This is a genomic window from Vibrio rotiferianus (assembly GCF_002214395.1).
GTDB classification, from domain to species: domain Bacteria; phylum Pseudomonadota; class Gammaproteobacteria; order Enterobacterales; family Vibrionaceae; genus Vibrio; species Vibrio rotiferianus.
On sequence record NZ_CP018312.1, the window covers coordinates 2081485 to 2100224 of the forward strand.

At 45.6% G+C, this 18740-nt stretch carries 16 protein-coding genes and 6 tRNA genes; 12 read left to right on the forward strand and 10 right to left on the reverse strand.

All coding sequences use genetic code 11. From position 1 onward, the window contains the following. Nucleotides 1-37: 37 nt before the first annotated feature. Complete coding sequence (locus BSZ04_RS18685) at nucleotides 38-1132, forward strand: PLP-dependent cysteine synthase family protein (RefSeq protein ID WP_038882747.1); 1095 nt, start codon at nucleotides 38-40, stop codon at nucleotides 1130-1132. Between the two features lie 74 nt (nucleotides 1133-1206). Here the strand turns inward: BSZ04_RS18685 and BSZ04_RS18690 are convergent, their stop codons facing one another. Further along, on the reverse strand, nucleotides 1207-1524 hold the full coding sequence (locus tag BSZ04_RS18690) for a DUF1244 domain-containing protein (protein ID WP_005431642.1): 318 nt from the start codon (nucleotides 1522-1524) through the stop codon (nucleotides 1207-1209). Nucleotides 1525-1657: 133 nt separating this feature from the next. Here BSZ04_RS18690 and BSZ04_RS18695 point away from each other — a divergent pair, with 133 nt between their 5' ends. Continuing rightward, complete coding sequence (locus tag BSZ04_RS18695; RefSeq protein WP_010447071.1) at nucleotides 1658-2233, forward strand: porin family protein; 576 nt, start codon at nucleotides 1658-1660, stop codon at nucleotides 2231-2233. Nucleotides 2234-2290: 57 nt separating this feature from the next. Here the strand turns inward: BSZ04_RS18695 and BSZ04_RS18700 are convergent, their stop codons facing one another. The 3 genes from BSZ04_RS18700 to BSZ04_RS18710 form a co-directional block, all read right to left on the reverse strand. Beyond that, complete coding sequence (locus BSZ04_RS18700; protein WP_128826809.1) at nucleotides 2291-2473, reverse strand: type II secretion system protein; 183 nt, start codon at nucleotides 2471-2473, stop codon at nucleotides 2291-2293. A 227-nt stretch (nucleotides 2474-2700) separates the two neighbouring features. Next, a complete protein-coding gene (gene vmeF, locus BSZ04_RS18705) occupies nucleotides 2701-5814 on the reverse strand; it encodes a multidrug efflux RND transporter permease subunit VmeF (protein ID WP_088881114.1) in 3114 nt (1037 codons plus the stop codon). Then, complete coding sequence (locus BSZ04_RS18710; protein WP_088881115.1) at nucleotides 5814-6920, reverse strand: efflux RND transporter periplasmic adaptor subunit; 1107 nt, start codon at nucleotides 6918-6920, stop codon at nucleotides 5814-5816. Before BSZ04_RS18710 ends, vmeF begins: the two co-directional genes overlap by 1 nt. Nucleotides 6921-7202: 282 nt before the next feature. Between BSZ04_RS18710 and BSZ04_RS18720 the strand changes: the two genes are divergently transcribed. The 6 genes from BSZ04_RS18720 (at nucleotide 7203) to BSZ04_RS18745 (ending at nucleotide 8137) form a co-directional block, all read left to right on the forward strand. Further along, nucleotides 7203-7287 (forward strand) — tRNA-Tyr (locus BSZ04_RS18720). A gap of 85 nt (nucleotides 7288-7372) precedes the next feature. Next, nucleotides 7373-7457, forward strand: a tRNA-Tyr gene (locus tag BSZ04_RS18725). A gap of 85 nt (nucleotides 7458-7542) precedes the next feature. Beyond that, nucleotides 7543-7627 (forward strand) — tRNA-Tyr (locus BSZ04_RS18730). An 85-nt stretch (nucleotides 7628-7712) separates the two neighbouring features. After that, a tRNA-Tyr gene (locus BSZ04_RS18735) sits at nucleotides 7713-7797 on the forward strand. 85 nt (nucleotides 7798-7882) lie between these two features. Beyond that, nucleotides 7883-7967 (forward strand) — tRNA-Tyr (locus BSZ04_RS18740). A gap of 85 nt (nucleotides 7968-8052) precedes the next feature. Beyond that, a tRNA-Tyr gene (locus BSZ04_RS18745) sits at nucleotides 8053-8137 on the forward strand. 137 nt (nucleotides 8138-8274) lie between these two features. Here BSZ04_RS18745 and BSZ04_RS25385 read toward each other — a convergent pair. Further along, a complete protein-coding gene (locus tag BSZ04_RS25385) occupies nucleotides 8275-8403 on the reverse strand; it encodes a hypothetical protein (RefSeq protein WP_269456892.1) in 129 nt (42 codons plus the stop codon). 144 nt (nucleotides 8404-8547) lie between these two features. Continuing rightward, nucleotides 8548-9420: a Tim44 domain-containing protein gene (locus BSZ04_RS18750; RefSeq protein ID WP_010447046.1), complete on the reverse strand. Its 873-nt coding sequence runs from the start codon at nucleotides 9418-9420 to the stop codon at nucleotides 8548-8550. Between the two features lie 259 nt (nucleotides 9421-9679). On the opposite strand from BSZ04_RS18750, the gene BSZ04_RS18755 reads away from it, so the two are divergent. From BSZ04_RS18755 to BSZ04_RS18765, 3 genes are all read left to right on the forward strand, one after another. After that, the gene (locus BSZ04_RS18755) at nucleotides 9680-10270 is read left to right on the forward strand and encodes a TetR/AcrR family transcriptional regulator (protein ID WP_010447044.1); all 591 of its coding nucleotides are present in this window, start codon (nucleotides 9680-9682) and stop codon (nucleotides 10268-10270) included. A 13-nt stretch (nucleotides 10271-10283) separates the two neighbouring features. Continuing rightward, nucleotides 10284-12158, forward strand: coding sequence for an MFS transporter (locus BSZ04_RS18760; RefSeq protein WP_088881117.1), 1875 nt, complete (start codon nucleotides 10284-10286; stop codon nucleotides 12156-12158). A 160-nt stretch (nucleotides 12159-12318) separates the two neighbouring features. After that, on the forward strand, nucleotides 12319-13224 hold the full coding sequence (locus BSZ04_RS18765) for a YeiH family protein (protein WP_162531094.1): 906 nt from the start codon (nucleotides 12319-12321) through the stop codon (nucleotides 13222-13224). Here BSZ04_RS18765 and BSZ04_RS18770 read toward each other — a convergent pair. Then, entirely contained in the window at nucleotides 13210-13410 is a 201-nt protein-coding gene (locus BSZ04_RS18770; RefSeq protein ID WP_088881119.1) for a hypothetical protein, read from the reverse strand. The genes BSZ04_RS18765 and BSZ04_RS18770 overlap by 15 nt on opposite strands. Before the next feature lie 355 nt (nucleotides 13411-13765). Beyond that, nucleotides 13766-14650, reverse strand: a complete 885-nt coding sequence (locus BSZ04_RS18785; RefSeq protein ID WP_088881120.1) for a LysR substrate-binding domain-containing protein — start codon at nucleotides 14648-14650, stop codon at nucleotides 13766-13768. Between the two features lie 156 nt (nucleotides 14651-14806). Between BSZ04_RS18785 and nagE the strand changes: the two genes are divergently transcribed. Further along, on the forward strand, nucleotides 14807-16261 hold the full coding sequence (gene nagE, locus BSZ04_RS18790; protein ID WP_088881121.1) for an N-acetylglucosamine-specific PTS transporter subunit IIBC: 1455 nt from the start codon (nucleotides 14807-14809) through the stop codon (nucleotides 16259-16261). Nucleotides 16262-16311: 50 nt separating this feature from the next. Here the strand turns inward: nagE and menE are convergent, their stop codons facing one another. Both menE and menC read right to left on the reverse strand, forming a co-directional pair. After that, nucleotides 16312-17745, reverse strand: coding sequence for an o-succinylbenzoate--CoA ligase (menE, locus tag BSZ04_RS18795; protein WP_088881122.1), 1434 nt, complete (start codon nucleotides 17743-17745; stop codon nucleotides 16312-16314). Then, on the reverse strand, nucleotides 17730-18719 hold the full coding sequence (gene menC / locus BSZ04_RS18800; protein WP_038887942.1) for an o-succinylbenzoate synthase: 990 nt from the start codon (nucleotides 18717-18719) through the stop codon (nucleotides 17730-17732). The genes menE and menC overlap by 16 nt, the downstream gene beginning before the upstream one ends. Nucleotides 18720-18740 lie beyond the last annotated feature (21 nt).

An 18740-nucleotide genomic window follows, 5' to 3' on the forward strand; every position in this document is an offset into this window, starting at 1 on the left:
AAAACAACTACCCTACAGAATTTCGAGGAGTCACGTTATGTGTACTGACCACAACTGGATCAACAATGCTGTACGCAAAATCGAAGCAGACTTTCAACGCTCAGCAGATACTCACCTATTCAAATTAGATCTACCTTCTTTGGAAGGTATCGACATCTATCTAAAAGATGAAAGCACGCACCCAACCGGTTCATTGAAGCACCGTTTGGCTCGTTCACTATTCCTTTATGCAATTTGTAATGGTTGGGTCGGTCCAGAAACCACGGTGATTGAAGCGTCATCAGGCAGTACAGCCGTTTCTGAAGCGTACTTCGCGCGTCTTCTAGGCTTACCATTTATTGCGGTGATGCCAAAAACTACTGCACGTAAGAAAATTGAACAAATTGAATTCTACGGTGGTAAAGCACACTTGGTTGACCGTTCAGACCAAATTTATGATGAGTCTCGTCGTCTAGCGAAAGAGCTAAACGGTCACTACATGGACCAATTTACTTACGCTGAGCGTGCAACAGACTGGCGTGGTAACAACAACATCGCTAACTCTATCTTTAGCCAAATGCAATTAGAAGATCATCCAATCCCAAGCTGGGTTGTGATGAGCCCAGGTACAGGTGGTACGTCTGCAACGATTGGTCGATTCATTCGTTACCAAAAATACGACACAAAACTGTGTGTAGTTGATCCTGATAACTCCGTGTTCTACGACTACTTCCAGTCTGGCAACGCGGACATCAAGGGCGAAAACGGCAGCAAGATCGAAGGTATCGGTCGTCCACGTGTTGAGCCGAGCTTTATCGCTGGCGTTGTAGACGAAATGCGCAAAATCCCTGATGCAGCAAGTGTTGCAACGGCGCATTGGCTGTCTGGCTTGATCGGTCGTAAAGTGGGAGCATCGACAGGTACTAACCTATATGGCGTGCTTCAGCTTGCATGTGAAATGAAGCAACGTGGTGAGACAGGTTCTATCGTGACACTACTTTGTGATTCAGGTGAACGTTACCTAGACACTTACTACAACACAGAGTGGGTAAAAGAGAACATCGGTGACATTCAACCTTACCTTGCACAGCTTGAAATTATTCAGTCGAAAGGCTGCGTTGAGCCAGCATGCTGCGGTCCAATCACTGAATAAAATCAGACTTCACATACAAAAACAGCCCGCTCATTCAGCGGGCTGTTTTTTTATTATCTTTGCACTAAGAAGCGTTACTTTTTCTGACGTGCCTCAAATGCAGCCAACTGCTCTGGTGTTGCTTTAGGTTGGTGGTTTTGTTTCCACTCATCGTAAGTCATACCGTAAACACGCTCACGCGCGTCATCAATATCGATATCCACACCAAGGTCTTCCGCTTCTGCTTTGTACCATTTACTGAAACAGTTGCGGCAGAAACCCGCAAGGATCATTAGATCGATGTTTTGCACATCTTTGTTTGCATCCAAATGCGCTAACAGACGACGAAATGTTGCTGCGTCAAGTTTGTCTTGCTCTTCTTGGGTCAGATTTTTGTATTTGAATTCAGCCACTTTACTTTCCTTTATTTTTAGAATTGAGATCACTGCTAGTTGACTAACCGTCTATTCAGGCTGTTAATATACCCAACCTCTATCTCATTGATTAAACTCAACTGCTAGTACCACCAAAGGTTATAGTCATATTATGAAAAATGCCATCTTCTTGCTGTCTACAATCGCATTAAGCGCTTCTGCTTATGCTGCTCAACCAAAAGATCAAGACATGTACTTCTACTTAGGTAGCGGTAATATTGGTTACGAAACGCCTAAATTTGGCAGCAATACCGAAAGCGAACTTGCAAACCCGCATATCACTATCGGTTGGGGTAAGAATATCAATGAGTACTTTTCAGTAGAAGGTGTCGTACGTTACACACAAAGCGAACTGAAATTCCAACCAACCAGTGAAAAAATCAATCTACACTACTACCAATTTGGTGTGTCAGGTTTAGCTACTTCACCTTACCTTGGCGATACTCCATTTAAACTATTCGGTCGTGCTAGCGCGCTACTAACTCAAGCTGAGATGTATATCGAATCACTCGATAACGTTGATGATAATTCCGGCGTGATGTTCAACGTAGGCGGTGGTTTACAATGGGATATTGACCAAAACTTTTGGCTAAAAGCAGAATACGTATACGGCTTTGCTGATGTGGAACTGGATGATTTTTACGACAAGTATGACGGTTTTCAAATCAGTATTGGCAAGAACTTCTGATTTAAAATGCTGCAAAGAAAACCAAAGCCGAGGCATATGACCTCGGCTTTCTTTATTCTAAAGAACTATCTCATCGTGCTTTTGATCGACATGGACACGATGCTCAACAGATTGCAACGTTTTCTCACTTTTTGCTTTTAGAACGTTGGCAAACTGAGGTAAAACGGTTGTCGCAAACAATACAACCATCCCCATTACCGCAACCATTTCAATCAAATAACTACCACGACACTTTTTCAAGAAACACCTCATACCATCATTAGTACAGCATCATTCCTTGCGAATGCAGCACCCAAAAAAGACCAAACGCTCAGCCAAACACGATGAGCGAATCCAGTGCCCCTCGAAGAAGTGACGAAAGAATAACCAACAATTATCATCAGATCTATAAATAGTCAGACGAAAAACACAAAAAAGCCGAACGAAAAACGTTCGGCTTTTAATTTCAAAATCTTAGCGAGAATAACCTACGGATGCGCAATACGCCCTTTTGTATCGTGACTCAGTGCTTTGTTCAATTCAGCCTCGACATGACCAGGTGATCGAGTCTTCGCAGAAATCAATCGGTACATCGCAGGAATAACGAACAGAGTAACTAACGTCGCGAAGCCCATGCCGAAGAAGATAACCGTACCCACGGCCACACGACTTTCGTAGCCAGCCCCTGTAGACATAATCAAAGGGATTGCACCAGCAAGCGTCGTGAACGCCGTCATCATGATCGGACGAAGGCGGCGCGCAGCCGCATCAATAATCGCTTTTTCAAACTCAATGCCACGGTCACGCAGCTGGTTAGCAAACTCAACGATCAAAATACCATTCTTGGTTACCATACCGATCAACATGATCATGCCGATCTGGCTGTAGATATTCATCCCTTGGCTCATCACAACTAAACCAAGGAAGCCGCCAAATACCCCCATAGGTACAGTGAACATTACCACCAGTGGGTTAACGAAGCTTTCGAACTGCGCTGCCAGTACTAGGTATGCCACCAGCAATGCCAAGGCAAACACAACAGCAACACTGGCTTGGTTCTCTTTAAAGTCTTTTGACTCTCCCGAGTAACTTACTGAGATATCACCTGGTAGGTTATCAATCGCCTGTTGATCTAAGAAGTCGAGTGCTTCGCCTAAGGTGTAGCCTTCCGATAAGTTTGCAGTAATAGTGATCGACTTCTGTTTGTTGTAATGAGACAAACGAATTGATGCCGCGACTTCTTCTACCTTAGTAACGGTGTCTAGTGTCACAAGTTCACCACTGTTAGTTCGCAAGTAGATCTGGCTTAAATCAGCCGCGTTGTTGAAGCTGTTTTCGTCACCACGTAGGTAGACATCATACTCCTCACCACGGTCAACATAGGTAGTTTCACTTTTACCACCCAGCATAATCTCCAAAGTATCTGAAATGTCTTTTACGCTAACGCCTAATTCTGCGGCACGGCGCGTATCAACCGACACAAGGAGCTCAGGCGTTTTCTCCGAATAGTCGATCTCTGCACCTTCCATCAGCGGGGATTCTTCGGCCTTGTTCTTCAGCATTTCTGCCCAGACTAAAAGCTCATCGTAGTCCGAACCACCTAATACAAACTGCACAGGTTCACTCGATCCACCGCGAAAACCCGGCATGAATGGGAACACACGCACATCTGGAATGCCCGCCAGTGACTTACGAACTTGATTCAAGGCATCTTGAGCGGTGACATCGCGCTCATTCCAGTCTTCCAGAATCATGATCACGAAACCAGTTTGGTCACCAGCTTGCCCACCAAATGCCGGCGTTTGGATGCTGAATGATTTCAGGAAACCTTGGCCTAAAAGTGGCATCAAACGATCTTCTACAATGTCCATGTTAGCTGACATACGGTTGTAAGAAGTCGCATCCGCACCACGAACAAAGGCAAAGATAACACCACGGTCTTCTTGTGGAGTTAACTGTGCTGGTACTTGATTCATTAAGAAGTAACTGCCACCCATACAAGCAAGGATAACCAAAGGAGCTGCCCAACGAACCTTTAACGCTCCTTTAAGAGCTGCACGATAGCCGGCCTCTAGCTTAGCAAACAACTTGTCAACCACTTGATTGAATCGGTTTGGTTTTACGTTCGCTTTTAGAATTTGACTGCCCAGCACTGGTGTCAGTGTTAGTGCAATCAACGAAGAGAAGATCACCGACATTGCCAGCAATACTGAAAACTCGGTAAATAGCAAACCAACCATGCCATCCATAAAGGAAATCGGTAGGAACACCATCACCAGAACTAGCGTAGTTGCGATAACCGCAAAACCTACTTCTCGGGTACCTTTGTACGCTGCCAATAGAGGAGACTCACCACGCTCAATATGGTGGAAGATGTTCTCTACGACAACGATCGCATCATCCACTACCAGACCGATAGACAGGATAAGCGCCATTAAGGTAATCAGGTTGATAGAGAAACCAAAGTAATAAGCGGCTATAAAGGAAGAAATAAGCGAGACGGGTACCGTTACAGCAGGGATCAATGTCGCACGAGCCTGACCGATAAAGATGTAAAGAACCAGAATGACCAGACCACCGGTAATAAAGAGCGTACTGTATACCTCTGCAATAGAACGCTCGATAAATACCGTTGCGTCATAGTCAATCGCAAGACGAGTACCATCCGGCAAGAACTTCTGAATCTTATCGACTTCTGAGCGAACAGCTTTCGCCACTTCTAATGGGTTCGCATCTGATTGAGGGACCACGCCCAAACTGATGTTTACGACACCATCACTTTTAAAGGTCGAGTTCTCGTTCTCTGCACCGATGAAGACATCTGCTACGTCTTTTAAGTAAATTGGCGTGTTGTCGCTTGCACGTTTTACGACCAGATATTGAAAATCTTCTGGCGTGTTGTAAGTACGAGCGGTTCGCACTGACATAACAGTGGAGTCGTTACGTACCTCACCACCCGGGCTTTCCAAGTTCTCACTACGAAGTGCTGACGTAATATCTGAAGCGATCACCGAGCGCCCCGCCATCAAATCTGGTTTTAGTTTCACGTACATGACTTTGTACAAACCACCAGAAAGATCGATAGAACTTACGCCCGAGATAAGACTAAACCGATCCATGAGTACGCGCTCGGCATAATCCGTTAGCTGTGTACGGTCCATCTCAGAAGAACTAAGGTTAATATAGAGGGAAGCTTCACCAGAGCCATTGTTTTTGTACACCACAGGGTCGTCAGCTTCATCTGGCAACGAGCGCTGAGCACGAGCAACCGCATCACGAACGTCACTTACCCCCGTATTGAGGTCATAACCTAACTCAAAAGTAATCGTGATACGCGACATACTGTTACGCGTCGTCGAACTGATTTCGTCTATACCACTGATACCCGAAAGTTGGTCTTCCAACACTGAGGTAATTTGACTCTCGATAATGGTTGCTGAAGCACCTTCGTAACGTGTACTGATCGAGACCACTGGGCTTTCGATGTCTGGCATTTCACGTACTGCAAGCTTGGTAAACGACACAAAGCCGAATACACATAGCAGCATGCTCAATACCAGCGCGGCAACGGGGCGTTTTACGGAAACGTCAGAAAGTAACATTAATTTGCTTCCTTAGCCGCTTTGCCTTGCGAGCCTTTCACACCTTGCTCACCGCTTGCATCAGCGGTTTTCACTTTGCCAGGTGCAACGATCTCTTTTACTTCTACGCCATCGCGCATGTTCACAATACCTTGCACGACGATCTTGTCACCGATCTCAACACCAGATTCAATCACAACTTCGTTGTCGACACGTGCACCCAAGAGTACTTCTTGACGCTTCGCTTTGTTGTCTTCATCAATAACGTACACGAAACGCTTAGTACCTGAGTATTCCAGTGCTTGAACAGGGATAATTGGCGCTTCAATAGCAGGGAATGCCAAAGACGCATTCATCAACATACCTGGTTTAAGGTGGTTTTCAGGATTGTCGAATTCAATACGAATACGAAGGTTCAAAGTTTCAGCACTGATACGAGTATCAATGCCTGTTACTTTACCGACAAAGCCCATACCGCTCCACGCGCTGGTGGTCGCACCGACCTCCATACCAACCGACAGCATAGAAAGGTAGCGCTCTGGAACTTGCAGATCCAACTCCATTACCGATAGGTCATCCAAAGTCAGTAACTCAGAACCTGCACTGACCATTTTTCCTCGACTGAAATCAATAAAGCCAACCGTACCGGCAAAAGGAGCTGCAATATGAAGATCCGATAAGTTGGCTTTTGCAGCATTAAGGCGCGCTTCTGCAATCTCTACACTGGCTTTTTGTGCATCAATTTCTGTTTGAGTGATCGCATTACGTTTCACCAAACGCTGAAATTCTTTTAACTTACGTTGCTCATCCTTTAAGTAAGCTTTTGCTTCTACTAAAGCCGCTTGTGCTTTATCGTCATTTAATAGAATAAGCAATTGGTCTTGCTGAACGTTTTGATTGGCTTTAACGGCGATCTGTTTCACCTTGCCAGCAACCTCTGAAGCAACAATAACTGATTCCGCAGCTTCAAGCTTGCCGATTAACGATAAAGACTGATTGATTTCATGCGTTTCTACTTGTTCAGTAACAACTGTTACTGCTGACGGTCCACGCTTTGCTGCGAAAGCTGCGGGTGAGGCCATCAATATAGAAAGCGTCAAAATGGATAAAGTGGCTTTCATGCTCATAATCGTAACTACTAAAGAATAAATGGATATTACTTAACTGCATACAGTTTATCAGTAGATACGTTGTATAACGTCAAGTAGTGTAAATTCCGGTAAATAGTAAGTTTCCTTTTTGTTTAAAGGACATACAAAACGCTGACTTTCTGCCATCTTTGCCCAAAAAGGCAGCATTCAACGTAAAAACGTAAGAAAAACGCTTTACAGCCGGAGCGAGTTTGCTATGATGCGCTCCGCACTTGAGAGATGTGTTGGGAAAACAAATCTTAAGTATAAAAATACCCTGGAGGGGTTCCCGAGTGGCCAAAGGGAGCAGACTGTAAATCTGCCGGCACTGCCTTCGATGGTTCGAATCCGTCCCCCTCCACCATATTCTTTCTTGTGTTTATCCTTTGAACATGAGAACAACTTGGAAGCTAGGTTGGGAAACTAACATCTAAGTATAAAAATACCCTGGAGGGGTTCCCGAGTGGCCAAAGGGAGCAGACTGTAAATCTGCCGGCACTGCCTTCGATGGTTCGAATCCGTCCCCCTCCACCATATTCTTTCTTATGTTTATCCTTTGAACATAAGAACAACTTGGAAGCTAGGTTGGGAAACTAACATCTAAGTATAAAAACACCCTGGAGGGGTTCCCGAGTGGCCAAAGGGAGCAGACTGTAAATCTGCCGGCACTGCCTTCGATGGTTCGAATCCGTCCCCCTCCACCATATTCTTTCTTATGTTTATCCTTTGAACATAAGAACAACTTGGAAGCTAGGTTGGGAAACTAACATCTAAGTATAAAAACACCCTGGAGGGGTTCCCGAGTGGCCAAAGGGAGCAGACTGTAAATCTGCCGGCACTGCCTTCGATGGTTCGAATCCGTCCCCCTCCACCATATTCTTTCTTATGTTTATCCTTTGAACATGAGAACAACTTGAAAGCTAGGTTGGGAAACTAACTTTTAAGTATAAAAACACCCTGGAGGGGTTCCCGAGTGGCCAAAGGGAGCAGACTGTAAATCTGCCGGCACTGCCTTCGATGGTTCGAATCCGTCCCCCTCCACCATATTCTTTCTTATGTTTATCCTTTGAACATGAGAACAACTTGGAAGCTAGGTTGGGAAACTAACATCTAAGTATAAAAATACCCTGGAGGGGTTCCCGAGTGGCCAAAGGGAGCAGACTGTAAATCTGCCGGCACTGCCTTCGATGGTTCGAATCCGTCCCCCTCCACCATATTGAAGAGCCAGCTCATTGAGCTGGCTTTTTCGTTCTATCGCTATCATTTTCAACTTTACCCCGACTATCTCAGCTAAACTCTAGTCTCAGTAAAAACGCTATGGTTCGTGATTTCCCGTTAAGTAATACGTTACCTAAGCACTCTTATCTACCTCAATTTGAGAGAGCATCCAAGTCTGAGTCGATTTACTTCTGCCAATGGAATCAAGCCATTGCTCACCTTCATTAGTTCTATCTTCACTATTCCCTACTGTGTGGCTCATCGTTTCCCTTATTACCAACCCTATTTAGTTCAACTTCAACCACTCACCATTCGTTTGATACGTTTAGATTCTCTGATCTACGGGCATAAAAAATCCCGCTCGAAAGCGGGATTTTATTAAGACTAAACTGAACGCTGTTGGTGATTAACCTTGAATACCAACAATCAACCAAGGTGCGTTTGGCACGGTTAGGTCACGCTCTAGGTGCCAGATATCTTCGATGTCTTCTTCGATACCTTCCTCAGCATCACGGTAACGACCACTGAACTGTAGGCTAAGCTGTGCTTTATTCGCGTCATAATCAGCACGAACGATTTCAGCGTCTACATACATCACATCAGTGTGTTGCTCGCCTTCCAGCTTCGCACGCTCTGCCTTCAAGTCTTCAAATAAGCTTGGTGAAACGTACTCTTCAATGGTGTGCAGTTGATTGTGGTTCCATGCACCCTGCAGAATTCGGTAATGCTCACGAGAGCCGTTAATGAATGCCGCTTGGTCAAAACCCGGTGGGAAGTTGTGTGGTACATCAGTTTGAGCACCGAAACCGCCAAAACCACCAGCGTTTGTGTTTGGTTGCTGCTCAAAGTTCTGCATGTTTGGTTGCTCGAACTTAGAAGCGTTGCCGCCAAATGCTGGCTGTTGACGATGCTGATTCATACTGCCCTGCTTTGCGCCAAGCATGCCTCGCATCAGTTTGAAGATCACAAATGCAATCAAACCGATGATTAGGATATCCATGAACTGGATACCTTCGAACGCACCACCAAAGAATGCGGCCAATAAACCACCAGCTAGAAGACCGCCCAGTAAACCACCCATCAAGCCTTTTTTGCTCGATGTCTTAGCACCTTGTTCTTTACCGATGGTATTTGTATTTTGTTGCTGCTGTTTAGGAGCAGGCGCGGTTTTGTAACTCTTACCAAAAGATTTACCACCACCGAATTTCTTCGCTTCCGCGATAGGCGTTACGGCTACGGTAAACATCAGTAAAGCAACAATCGAAAATAAACGTTTCATCGTTATCCTTAAAATTGACGATAAGTATCTAAGTATATGCATCCGACCGTCTGAGCACTTTGTAATCTCAAGCAGTAGCACGCCAAAGATGAATATGGAATCATCATACTCGCTATAATAAAACAATGAAACTATCTACATGATCCGACATGTATCAGAATATTGCCAAACTCATAGGTTTCTGACGTGATTGCCTTATTGACGCCTATTACCTAGCTGTCTATCATATTGAACAATGTTCAATATGTAGTATTAAATTATGGCGCGCAGAAACGATCACACCCGAGAAGAATTGGTAAATTTAACTCTTTCCACTGTCCAAGAATTTTTGGCGGAAAACTCATACCACGATCTCAGCCTTCGTAAGATCGCGAACATGATTGGCTATGTACCGAGTACCTTAGTTAATGTTTTTGGTAACTACAACCTGCTACTTTTACATGTAGTGGCGCAAACACTTGATGAGCTGCAGCAACAAGCAACAAAGGCAACTAAAAACAGCAAAGATTCACATCAGGCGCTTTTTCAGCTCGCTTATTGTTATCACGATTTTGCTCAACAGAACCCATACCGCTGGCAGTTAGTGTTCGAACACAATATGAATGGCGCCGAACTCCCTGAGTGGCATGCTAAACGCATCGACGGTATGACAGGCATGCTAGAAGCCTTGCTAGCTGCGATTGCTCCTCAAAGGACAGAGCAAGAAGTGCTACAAGCAAGCCGTGTATTATGGTCTGGTGTACATGGTATCACCCTACTTAGCGTGGATGATAAGTTCTTCTCTTCTGAGCCTATCGACGGAAAAGAGCTGATCGACAACTTGCTTTCTAATTATTTAATGAACTGGTAATAAGGGATTATTCATGTCACCTGACAGCCAGTCGTCTCTACTTAGACAGCAAAAGTTTCTTCCCTATTTTGTTACCCAGTTTTTTGGCGCTTTCAACGACAACATATTCAAAAATGTACTGCTGCTGTTTGTTGCTTTTGCTGGTTCTAGCGCGCTCCCGATCTCTAGCAACTTGTTCATCAACCTTGCTGCGGGGCTATTTATTCTGCCTTTCTTCTTATTCTCCGCATCCGCGGGGGTACTAGCAGATAAGTATGAGAAGTCGTGGTTTATCCGCAAAGTAAAGCTGTTCGAAATAGGCATCATGTTGTTGGGAGCGATTGGCTTTATTACCGAGAGCTACGGCGTGCTCCTTTTACTTCTGTTCTTGATGGGGACGCAATCTGCGTTCTTCGGTCCAGTCAAATACGCACTGCTTCCTCAGCAACTCAACGAAAAAGAACTGGTTCCTGGTAACGCCTTAGTCGAAGCTGGTACGTTTATCGCGATTTTGGTCGGTACGCTTGGCGCAGGTCTTATCGCATCTGCAGACAATGCCAAATATCTTGCCGCATTCTGCGTCGTTATCTTCGCTGTACTAGGCTATCTCTCTAGCCGCTTTATTCCCTTCGCTTCAGCTGGCGCACCAGATATTCAATTTAAGTGGCAGCCCTACAAGCAGACCAAACTCACACTTTCTATTGCGAAGTCTGATCGAATTGTCTTCCAATGTATCATGGCTATTAGCTGGTTCTGGTTCTTAGGCGCGGCTTATCTGACTCAGTTCCCTAACTTCACTAAGGTGTATTTGAATGGCACCGAAAGCGCGGTTTCTTTCCTTTTAGCACTCTTCTCGGTGGGTATTGCGGTTGGCTCTATGGCTTGTAACTGGCTTTCCAATCATCGTATTGAAGTAGGCATAGTACCAATTGGTGCTTTGGGTATCACAATCTTCGGTTTCTTGATGGCAACATCGATTCCGACCGATCTGCCTCGCTTCCATACTTTCGCTGAGTTTGTCAGCTACGATGCATTCTGGCCCTTGTTCTTCTACTTATTAATGATAGGTGTATCCGGCGGTCTCTTTATCGTCCCCCTTTATGCCTTGATGCAACACCGAGCTAAAGAAACGGAACGAGCGCAGGTCATTGCAGGCTTAAACATCTTTAACTCTCTATTCATGGTAGGCAGCGCTGTATTAGGCATTGTTTGTTTAAGCGTGCTTGAGATGAGCATACCTCAACTGTTCGCGCTTCTGGCAATTCTTAACTTCCTCGTTGCAACATACATCTTTCTGCAGATCCCTATTTTTGTGGTGCGCTTCGCTATGTGGGTGTTGACCCATACTATTTACCGAGTAAAACACAAGAACTTACACCACCTTCCAGAACACGGTGGGGCATTGATTGTCTGTAACCATGTCAGCTACATGGACTCTCTGCTTCTAAGTGCAGTTTGCCCACGCCTAATTCGCTTTGTAATGGAAGAAGACTATGCAAACCTCCCTCCACTAAGACGCTTTCTTCGTCGAGCTGGAGTGATTCCTATCTCAGCCAGCAATCGAACTTCTATTCGCAGAGCTTTCAGTGATGTTGAAAAAGCATTGAGCGAAGGTCATATTGTCTGCATCTTCCCTGAAGGACGTTTGACAGCAGATGGTGAGATGAATGAATTTATGCGTGGTATTGATATCATTCTTCGCCGTAGCCCTGTTCCTGTCATTCCGATGGCATTGAAAGGCTTGTGGGGCAGTTACTTTAGCCGAGCGAAAGGTCGTGCCTGTAAGGGGCTTCCAACACGTTTTTGGTCCAAGCTGGAAATAGAAGCGGGAACGCCAGTCGATCCAAAACAAGCCAGTGCACAAGCCATGTTTGAGAAAGTAAAAGCACTCCGCGGAGACTGGCGTTAAATTCAAACAAGTATTTTCATATTCTTGAACATGCGTTTAGTTTTAGTGAACGCATGTTCAATTCATTAAAACTTTCTGACCCAAAGCGTTACTGTATACTCCACGCTTTAACTCACAACCACGAACGACACCCTTGAATACAAAGAATATCCCCTTTGGATTGGCACTGCTGTTTTGTTTGACCCCTTTTGTGTCCTCTCCTATCGCGCTTGTGATCGGTTTTCTATTGGCGAGCTTCAGCCTAGTACCGACCGAACTTCCTATTGCCTCTTTTACTAAGAAGCTGCTTTCCTATTCGATCATTGGCTTAGGCTTCGGCATTCACTTTGAGCAGGCTCTCGCCGTCACCTCTGATGGCATTGGTCTGATCATTGCAACCATTCTCGGAACACTGGTGATCGGCATGATGATCGCGAAGGCCATTAAGCTAGAGCGCACCACAGCCTACCTAATCGCTTCTGGTACTGCGATTTGTGGTGGTAGCGCGATTGCCGCTGTCGCGCCTGCGATCAAAGCAAAAGATGAACAAATTGGCTTAGCTCTAGCGACGGTTTTTGTGCTCAACTCGCTGGCGCTGTTTATCTTCCCTGTGATTGGTCACGCTGTTGGCTTGGATCAGCATACGTTCGGAACGTGGGCTGCGATTGCGATTCACGATACGTCTTCCGTTGTGGGCGCAGCATCTGCATACGGTGAAGAAGCGCTAACCACGGCAACAACATTAAAGCTTGCTCGTGCGCTGTGGATCATTCCTGTCGCACTCATCAGTGCCGTGATCTTTTCTCGTGAAAACGGAGAGGAAGGCAAAAGTAAGTTAGTCATTCCTTACTTCATTTTCTGGTACTGCGCTGCAATTACATTCAGCGACTTCTTCCCACAATTTGAAGTGGTGTACCAAGGCATTTTTGCTATTGCTAAGCAAGCCCTTGTGGTGTGTCTGTTCTTGATTGGTAGCAGTATTTCAGTATCGAAACTGAAGTCAGCAGGCGCAAAACCGCTGATGTTTGGTGTAACGCTATGGGTTCTGATTTCAACAACCTCGCTTGGCTGGCTACTTTTCAGCTAAACCTTGATTGATTTTATCTGGCTGAGTTGGCTCTTCTTTTTGGGCGCTTTGACTTTTGTGTACCAACACTAAAGCAATCGCAACCAGAAAAGCGGTTAACTCAGCCAACGAGCGCGTTAAGCCCTCAGTGCTGACAGCAACGCCGATTTGCAATAACACCGCTACCGCTAACGCTAATTTGATCATCCTGAACCTTATGCTTTATTCCTTAATCTTTGAGCATGATTATGATTCAGAGTTATAAGGATACGAAATTCCCTTTTCGACTAATTCATTGCGAAATCAACTATACCCAAGTGACTTCAAGGTGCTGGATTCAGAGCGCTGTCACTGATTCAAGTTCAAGGAAAACAACGAAGCGTAATAGCAAGCTCTTTCCAAGTTGTTTGACGATGAAATTGTTTCAGTGACACGCTCCCAAAGGGCGAGTTGCCTTGGTTCGTATGCTTCGTTAACAACTTTTGATTTAGAACCACTAGATCTTCAAATTGTTGCCTCGCCTTCAAACCAAGTCATTCTCGCTGAACCAAGCATCTTGAGGTTACTTGGGTATATGACTTTCTATCCAAGAGATAAAAGTTTTCACTTTAGGTCGGTGTTCGTAGCCTGACGGACAAATCAAATCGTACCCCAACTGGGTATCCATCACTGGGTAAGGACTAACTAGCTCACCTTTGTCTAAGAGATCTTTGACGAATCGATATCGACCCATCGCAACACCAACGTTATTCCTTGCCGCTAGCACTGCCATATCACGATGGCTCACACAGTAAAAATGCTGAAAAACATCTACGTCCAGTCCCATATAAGCAACCCAGCGCTGCCAAACATCAGAACCAAGTGCGTGAATAAAGTTGATGCGATTGAGAGACTCAGTGCCGTCTTCTAAGATATTCAGCTCTTTCATGTACTGAGGTGTACAGACCGGAATGTATTTTTCGCCAAATAACCGCTGACGATACACATCAACCATATGATCAGTATCGTAGAAGATCGCCACATCAATCTGATTGGTAACCAAATCGAGTTGGTTTTCTTGGGCGAAAAGGTTGAGGTTAAAACCCGGAAAATGGCGCTGAAAATCCGCGATACGAGGCATCAACCACCCATTTAAGAACCCAGGTGACGCAGCAATGTTGAGCTCACCCACCAAGTCCGTCGACTTAATCTCTTCAATCTCATTAAAAATGGTACTGAGTGACGTAGATAACGTTTTTTGAAATCGATGCCCTTCTGATGTCAGTTCGAGTTTGCGGGTGCCTCGAACAAACAGAGAGAAACCAAGCTCCTGTTCTAACACTTTGATGCGATGGCTTACGGCTCCTTGAGTTAAGTGCAGCTCTTTTGCTGCCTGCGTAAAGCTGAGATGCTTCGCTGCGATGCTAAAGGTATGAAGGTTTCGAAGCAGTAACTGTTGGTTTGCCATGATCGACTATGCATTAAAAATATTAATTCATGATAGTAGTGAATTCGTTTGTTTGCGTCGATAATTAAGTTTCAAATAGCCCTTAGAAACTTAATAAAAACGTCACTTTCAAACATAGATCATGTTTTAGGTGGCATTAAAATTATAGGGGCAAATATGAATATACTTGGCTACATGCAAAAAGTCGGTAAGGCATTAATGGTTCCGGTAGCGACCTTACCCGCTGCGGCAATCTTAATGGGGATTGGCTACTGGATAGATCCAGTCGGCTGGGGTTCTGAGAGTGTTTTGGCGGCATTCCTCATTAAATCAGGCGGAGCCATCATCGATAACATGGCGGTACTGTTCGCCGTCGGCGTTGCATTTGGATTAAGTAAAGACAAAAACGGCTCAGCAGCACTGTCTGGCTTCATCTGCTTTATGGTACTGACTACGCTACTGGCGCCGGGTGCCGTCACACAGCTAATGGATGTCGCTGCAGATGAAGTGCCGGATGCCTTCAACAAAATCAACAACCAGTTCATCGGTATCTTGGTGGGTATTATCTCCGCTGAAATCTACAACCGTTATTCAGGCGTAGAGCTACCAAAAGCGCTGGCGTTCTTTAGTGGCAAACGCCTAGTACCTATTCTCACCTCTATCGCAGGTATGGCGTTGGCTTTTGTTCTGCTTTACGTATGGCCTGTGATTTACGATGCATTAATTATTTTCGGAACCAAACTTGAATCCATGGGGGCAGTTGGCGCGGGTTTATTTGGCTTCTTTAACCGTCTAATGCTAACAATCGGCATGCACCACGCGCTTTATCCCGTCTTCTGGTTTGATGTGGTTGGTATCAACGACATTCCAAACTTCTTAGGCGGCGCACAGTCTATTGCTAACGGGACAGCTGTAGTTGGCCAAACGGGTATGTACCAAGCAGGCTTCTTCCCAATCATGATGTTTGGTCTGCCAGGCGCAGCTCTTGCGATTTATCACTGTGCTGATAAGCAAAACAAAACCAAAGTGTTCTCTATCATGCTAGCTGCAGCAATGGCGTCCTTCTTTACTGGTATTACAGAGCCTCTAGAGTTCAGCTTTATGTTCCTAGCGCCAGTGCTGTACCTAATTCATGCGGTTCTGACTGGTATCTCAATGTACATTGCAGCAAGCATGCAGTGGATGGCGGGCTTTGGTTTCTCAGCAGGTTTTGTTGACTTCGTACTATCAAGCCAAAACCCACTGGCAACCAAATGGTACATGCTGATCCCACAAGGTTTAGTCTTCTTTGCGATTTACTACAGCGTGTTCCGCTTCGCGATCGTCAAGTTCAACCTGCGTACACCGGGTCGTGGTGAAGACATGGAAAAAGAAGTGACCGAGAACATTGGCGAACTTGCAAAAGATTACATTGCAGCAATTGGCGGTGCGGACAACATCCTAGAAGTGGACAACTGCATTACTCGACTTCGTTTGACTGTAAAAGATTCATCCCTAGCTGACGAAGCTAAGCTCAAACAATTGGGTGCTGCTGGTGTAGTCATGATTGGTAAAGGCGGTTTACAAGTGATCATCGGTCTAGGAAAAGTAGATAAGGTAGCTGAGCAGATGAAACTCGCGCTCGCTAACTAAAGAATTGTGGTGACTCACCATCACCACATCCCCCTGAAGTGCAATAACGCTTAGTCACCGTTTTGCACTTCATTTTTCAACCAGTCTTTCACCGCTTTGCGCGAGATTTTGATTCCCCCACCCAACAGGGGTTGAGGCATTGCGTAATACGCCACTGGCCATTTGAATTTTTCTAGCTTAGTTTGCAGATGTTGTTCGTATTGAGCTTTGTCCAGTAACGACTCTGTTTGAATCACAGCCACTGGTCGGTGTCCAAACTCAACATCCTCTACCGGCACAACAATGCTTTGCGAAATACCCTCGATTTGGTTCAGTGCTGCTTCAATTTCTTCACAGTGAACATTCTCACCGCCAGAGATAAATTGGTTATCTGCTCGACCAATGATCTTGAGTTCGTCGCCTTGCCACTCTCCGAGATCCTTACTGTCGAACCAACCATCTTCATTCAAGAGTGAAGTCACAGCCCCTTGCTTGAAATAGCCTGAAGCTAGGGTTTGTCCGCCGATATAAATACGTTCTTCCACCAGCTTAATATCGCGATTTCGTAATAGGTGGCCCGCGTTACTAATGCTATCGATTTGCTTTGCAGTTACGGTAGAAGCCGCTTCTGTCATGCCATAGCCTAGCCAAGTTTCAATGCCTTGCTGCGTTGCTCGCAGTGCCAACTCATGAGCAACATGACTACCGCCCAGTAAGACATGCGTGAGAGACAATTTGACTTCATCATCCAGTAAACGCTTAAGCTGGGTCGCGACTAAAGAAGCGTGAGAGACACCAACAATGTCTTCAGCAAGATTTCCGCCCCCCACTTTGAGTGTTGCACCAGCAAATAACCAGCGATAGACAATCGCCAAGCCAGACACGTGGTAAAGCGGCAAGGAAAGCAGCCAAGTATCTTGATGGTTGAATTGGAATTCGCTTAACAGACCTTGAGCAGAAGCCAAGTGTTGACGATGAGTATGCACCACGGCTTTAGGCGTACCTGTTGAGCCAGAGGTAAACACAATAGACGCTAAAGCATCATGTGCGTAGCCTTCGTTTGAAGTGCCAACGTCACTTTGCGATTCGCTATCCAGAGTCGAAAGTTGGATGATACATAGTTGCGATAACTGCTGTTCAGAGTAGGCACTGGCAACACCATCAGCAAACCACACAAAACGTTGTTGGGTTGGCTTGTATAGCGTCGTTAACTTACCTGAAAGTGCATCAAATGGCTGCGGCATGGTCAACGCAGTGATTGCACCTATCTGCTGAGCAGCAAGATAAAACCACAGGGTTTCAACTTGGTTCTTACCGACTAGCGTCACCACATCTCCACTCGCGACACCCTGTTGTTGAAGATAGCGAGCGTACAACTCGACACGAGCAGTCAATTGCTGCCAGTTAACTTGTTCTTTTGTTGTCTCAAGCGCAATAGAAAAAGGGCTCACTTGAGCCCAATATTTCCATGGTGCAATCGCAATAGTATCTATGCTGAATGCCACACTAACTCCTGCTCAGATAGCGGAAGAACTGGAAGCTCACACTTCGGCCAACCTTGCTCTAGCTGCGCTTTGAACAAACCAATAGTATCCAGACCTGGGATCTCATTAGGTAATTGCCATTGCGCTAAGCGAGCAAGCTGGTTCAGACCCAAGCTTGATTCAATGCTCGAACTGATCACCGCCTTGATACCCAACGCCTTCGCCTTTTCAATCAGCTTAATACAGAAATCAACCGAGCCAATCAAAGTCGGCTTAATGATGATGGTCTTCACACCGGTAAGGTCTTCTAAGCTGAAGTCTTCACGGCGAACCGCATCTTGCAGTGTTTCATCCCACGCGATTGCAATACCCGTATTGATAGCGAAAGACAGGCTATCACCCGGAGAGCGGCATGGCTCTTCCAAGAAGGTAATACGCTGGCGCAATGACGGTGCAATGTACTTAGCAAACTGCTGCGCTTTTTCTGGTGTCCAAGCACGGTTAGCATCAAGACGAAGTGTCAGCTGGGGAATCGACTCAAGGAACAAGTTTACCAGCATACCGTCGCGAATCGGTTCGTAGAGACCTACTTTGACCTTCGCCACTTTCTCGCCTTCCATTTCGTTCAGCTTAGGGATTAAGTCATCTGGGTCGCCGTTACACAGCGGCGCGACTTGGTACTTACCTTGCGTAGGTAAACCGCCTTCAAGCTCCAACTGAGCCATAGACAAACCAAACGCAACCGATGGGTACATATGGTTGTAATCTAAAGGCAAGTTTGCCACCCAGCGCTCTGCTTGCGCTTGCAGCTGAATACCCGCTTCCTCAGTGCCTTCTAGGCTAAAGCCAACCAAAGGGGCAACTTCACCACGACCAACCTTGTCACCGTCCGTTAATTCAAGGATATAACCTTTACGTTCCGTCAGCTTGTTATCACGCAGTATTACGCCACTGTCCATTGGCAGGCAGTAACGGTAAATCTTCGCTTTACGCATAATTCGAATCCTATGTAATGC

Bases quoted from the DNA above. Each gene is read 5' to 3' on its own strand.
- BSZ04_RS18685 (WP_038882747.1), top strand. From the start codon at position 38: ATGTGTACTGACCACAACTGGATCAACAATGCTGTACGCAAAATCGAA.
- BSZ04_RS18695 (WP_010447071.1), top strand. From the start codon at position 1,658: ATGAAAAATGCCATCTTCTTGCTGTCTACAATCGCATTAAGCGCTTCT.
- vmeF (WP_088881114.1), bottom strand. From the start codon at position 5,814: ATGTTACTTTCTGACGTTTCCGTAAAACGCCCCGTTGCCGCGCTGGTA.
- BSZ04_RS18710 (WP_088881115.1), bottom strand. From the start codon at position 6,920: ATGAGCATGAAAGCCACTTTATCCATTTTGACGCTTTCTATATTGATG.
- BSZ04_RS25385 (WP_269456892.1), bottom strand. From the start codon at position 8,403: ATGAGCCACACAGTAGGGAATAGTGAAGATAGAACTAATGAAGGTGAG.
- BSZ04_RS18750 (WP_010447046.1), bottom strand. From the start codon at position 9,420: ATGAAACGTTTATTTTCGATTGTTGCTTTACTGATGTTTACCGTAGCC.
- BSZ04_RS18755 (WP_010447044.1), top strand. From the start codon at position 9,680: ATGGCGCGCAGAAACGATCACACCCGAGAAGAATTGGTAAATTTAACT.
- BSZ04_RS18760 (WP_088881117.1), top strand. From the start codon at position 10,284: ATGTCACCTGACAGCCAGTCGTCTCTACTTAGACAGCAAAAGTTTCTT.
- BSZ04_RS18770 (WP_088881119.1), bottom strand. From the start codon at position 13,410: ATGATCAAATTAGCGTTAGCGGTAGCGGTGTTATTGCAAATCGGCGTT.
- BSZ04_RS18785 (WP_088881120.1), bottom strand. From the start codon at position 14,650: ATGGCAAACCAACAGTTACTGCTTCGAAACCTTCATACCTTTAGCATC.
- nagE (WP_088881121.1), top strand. From the start codon at position 14,807: ATGAATATACTTGGCTACATGCAAAAAGTCGGTAAGGCATTAATGGTT.
- menC (WP_038887942.1), bottom strand. From the start codon at position 18,719: ATGCGTAAAGCGAAGATTTACCGTTACTGCCTGCCAATGGACAGTGGC.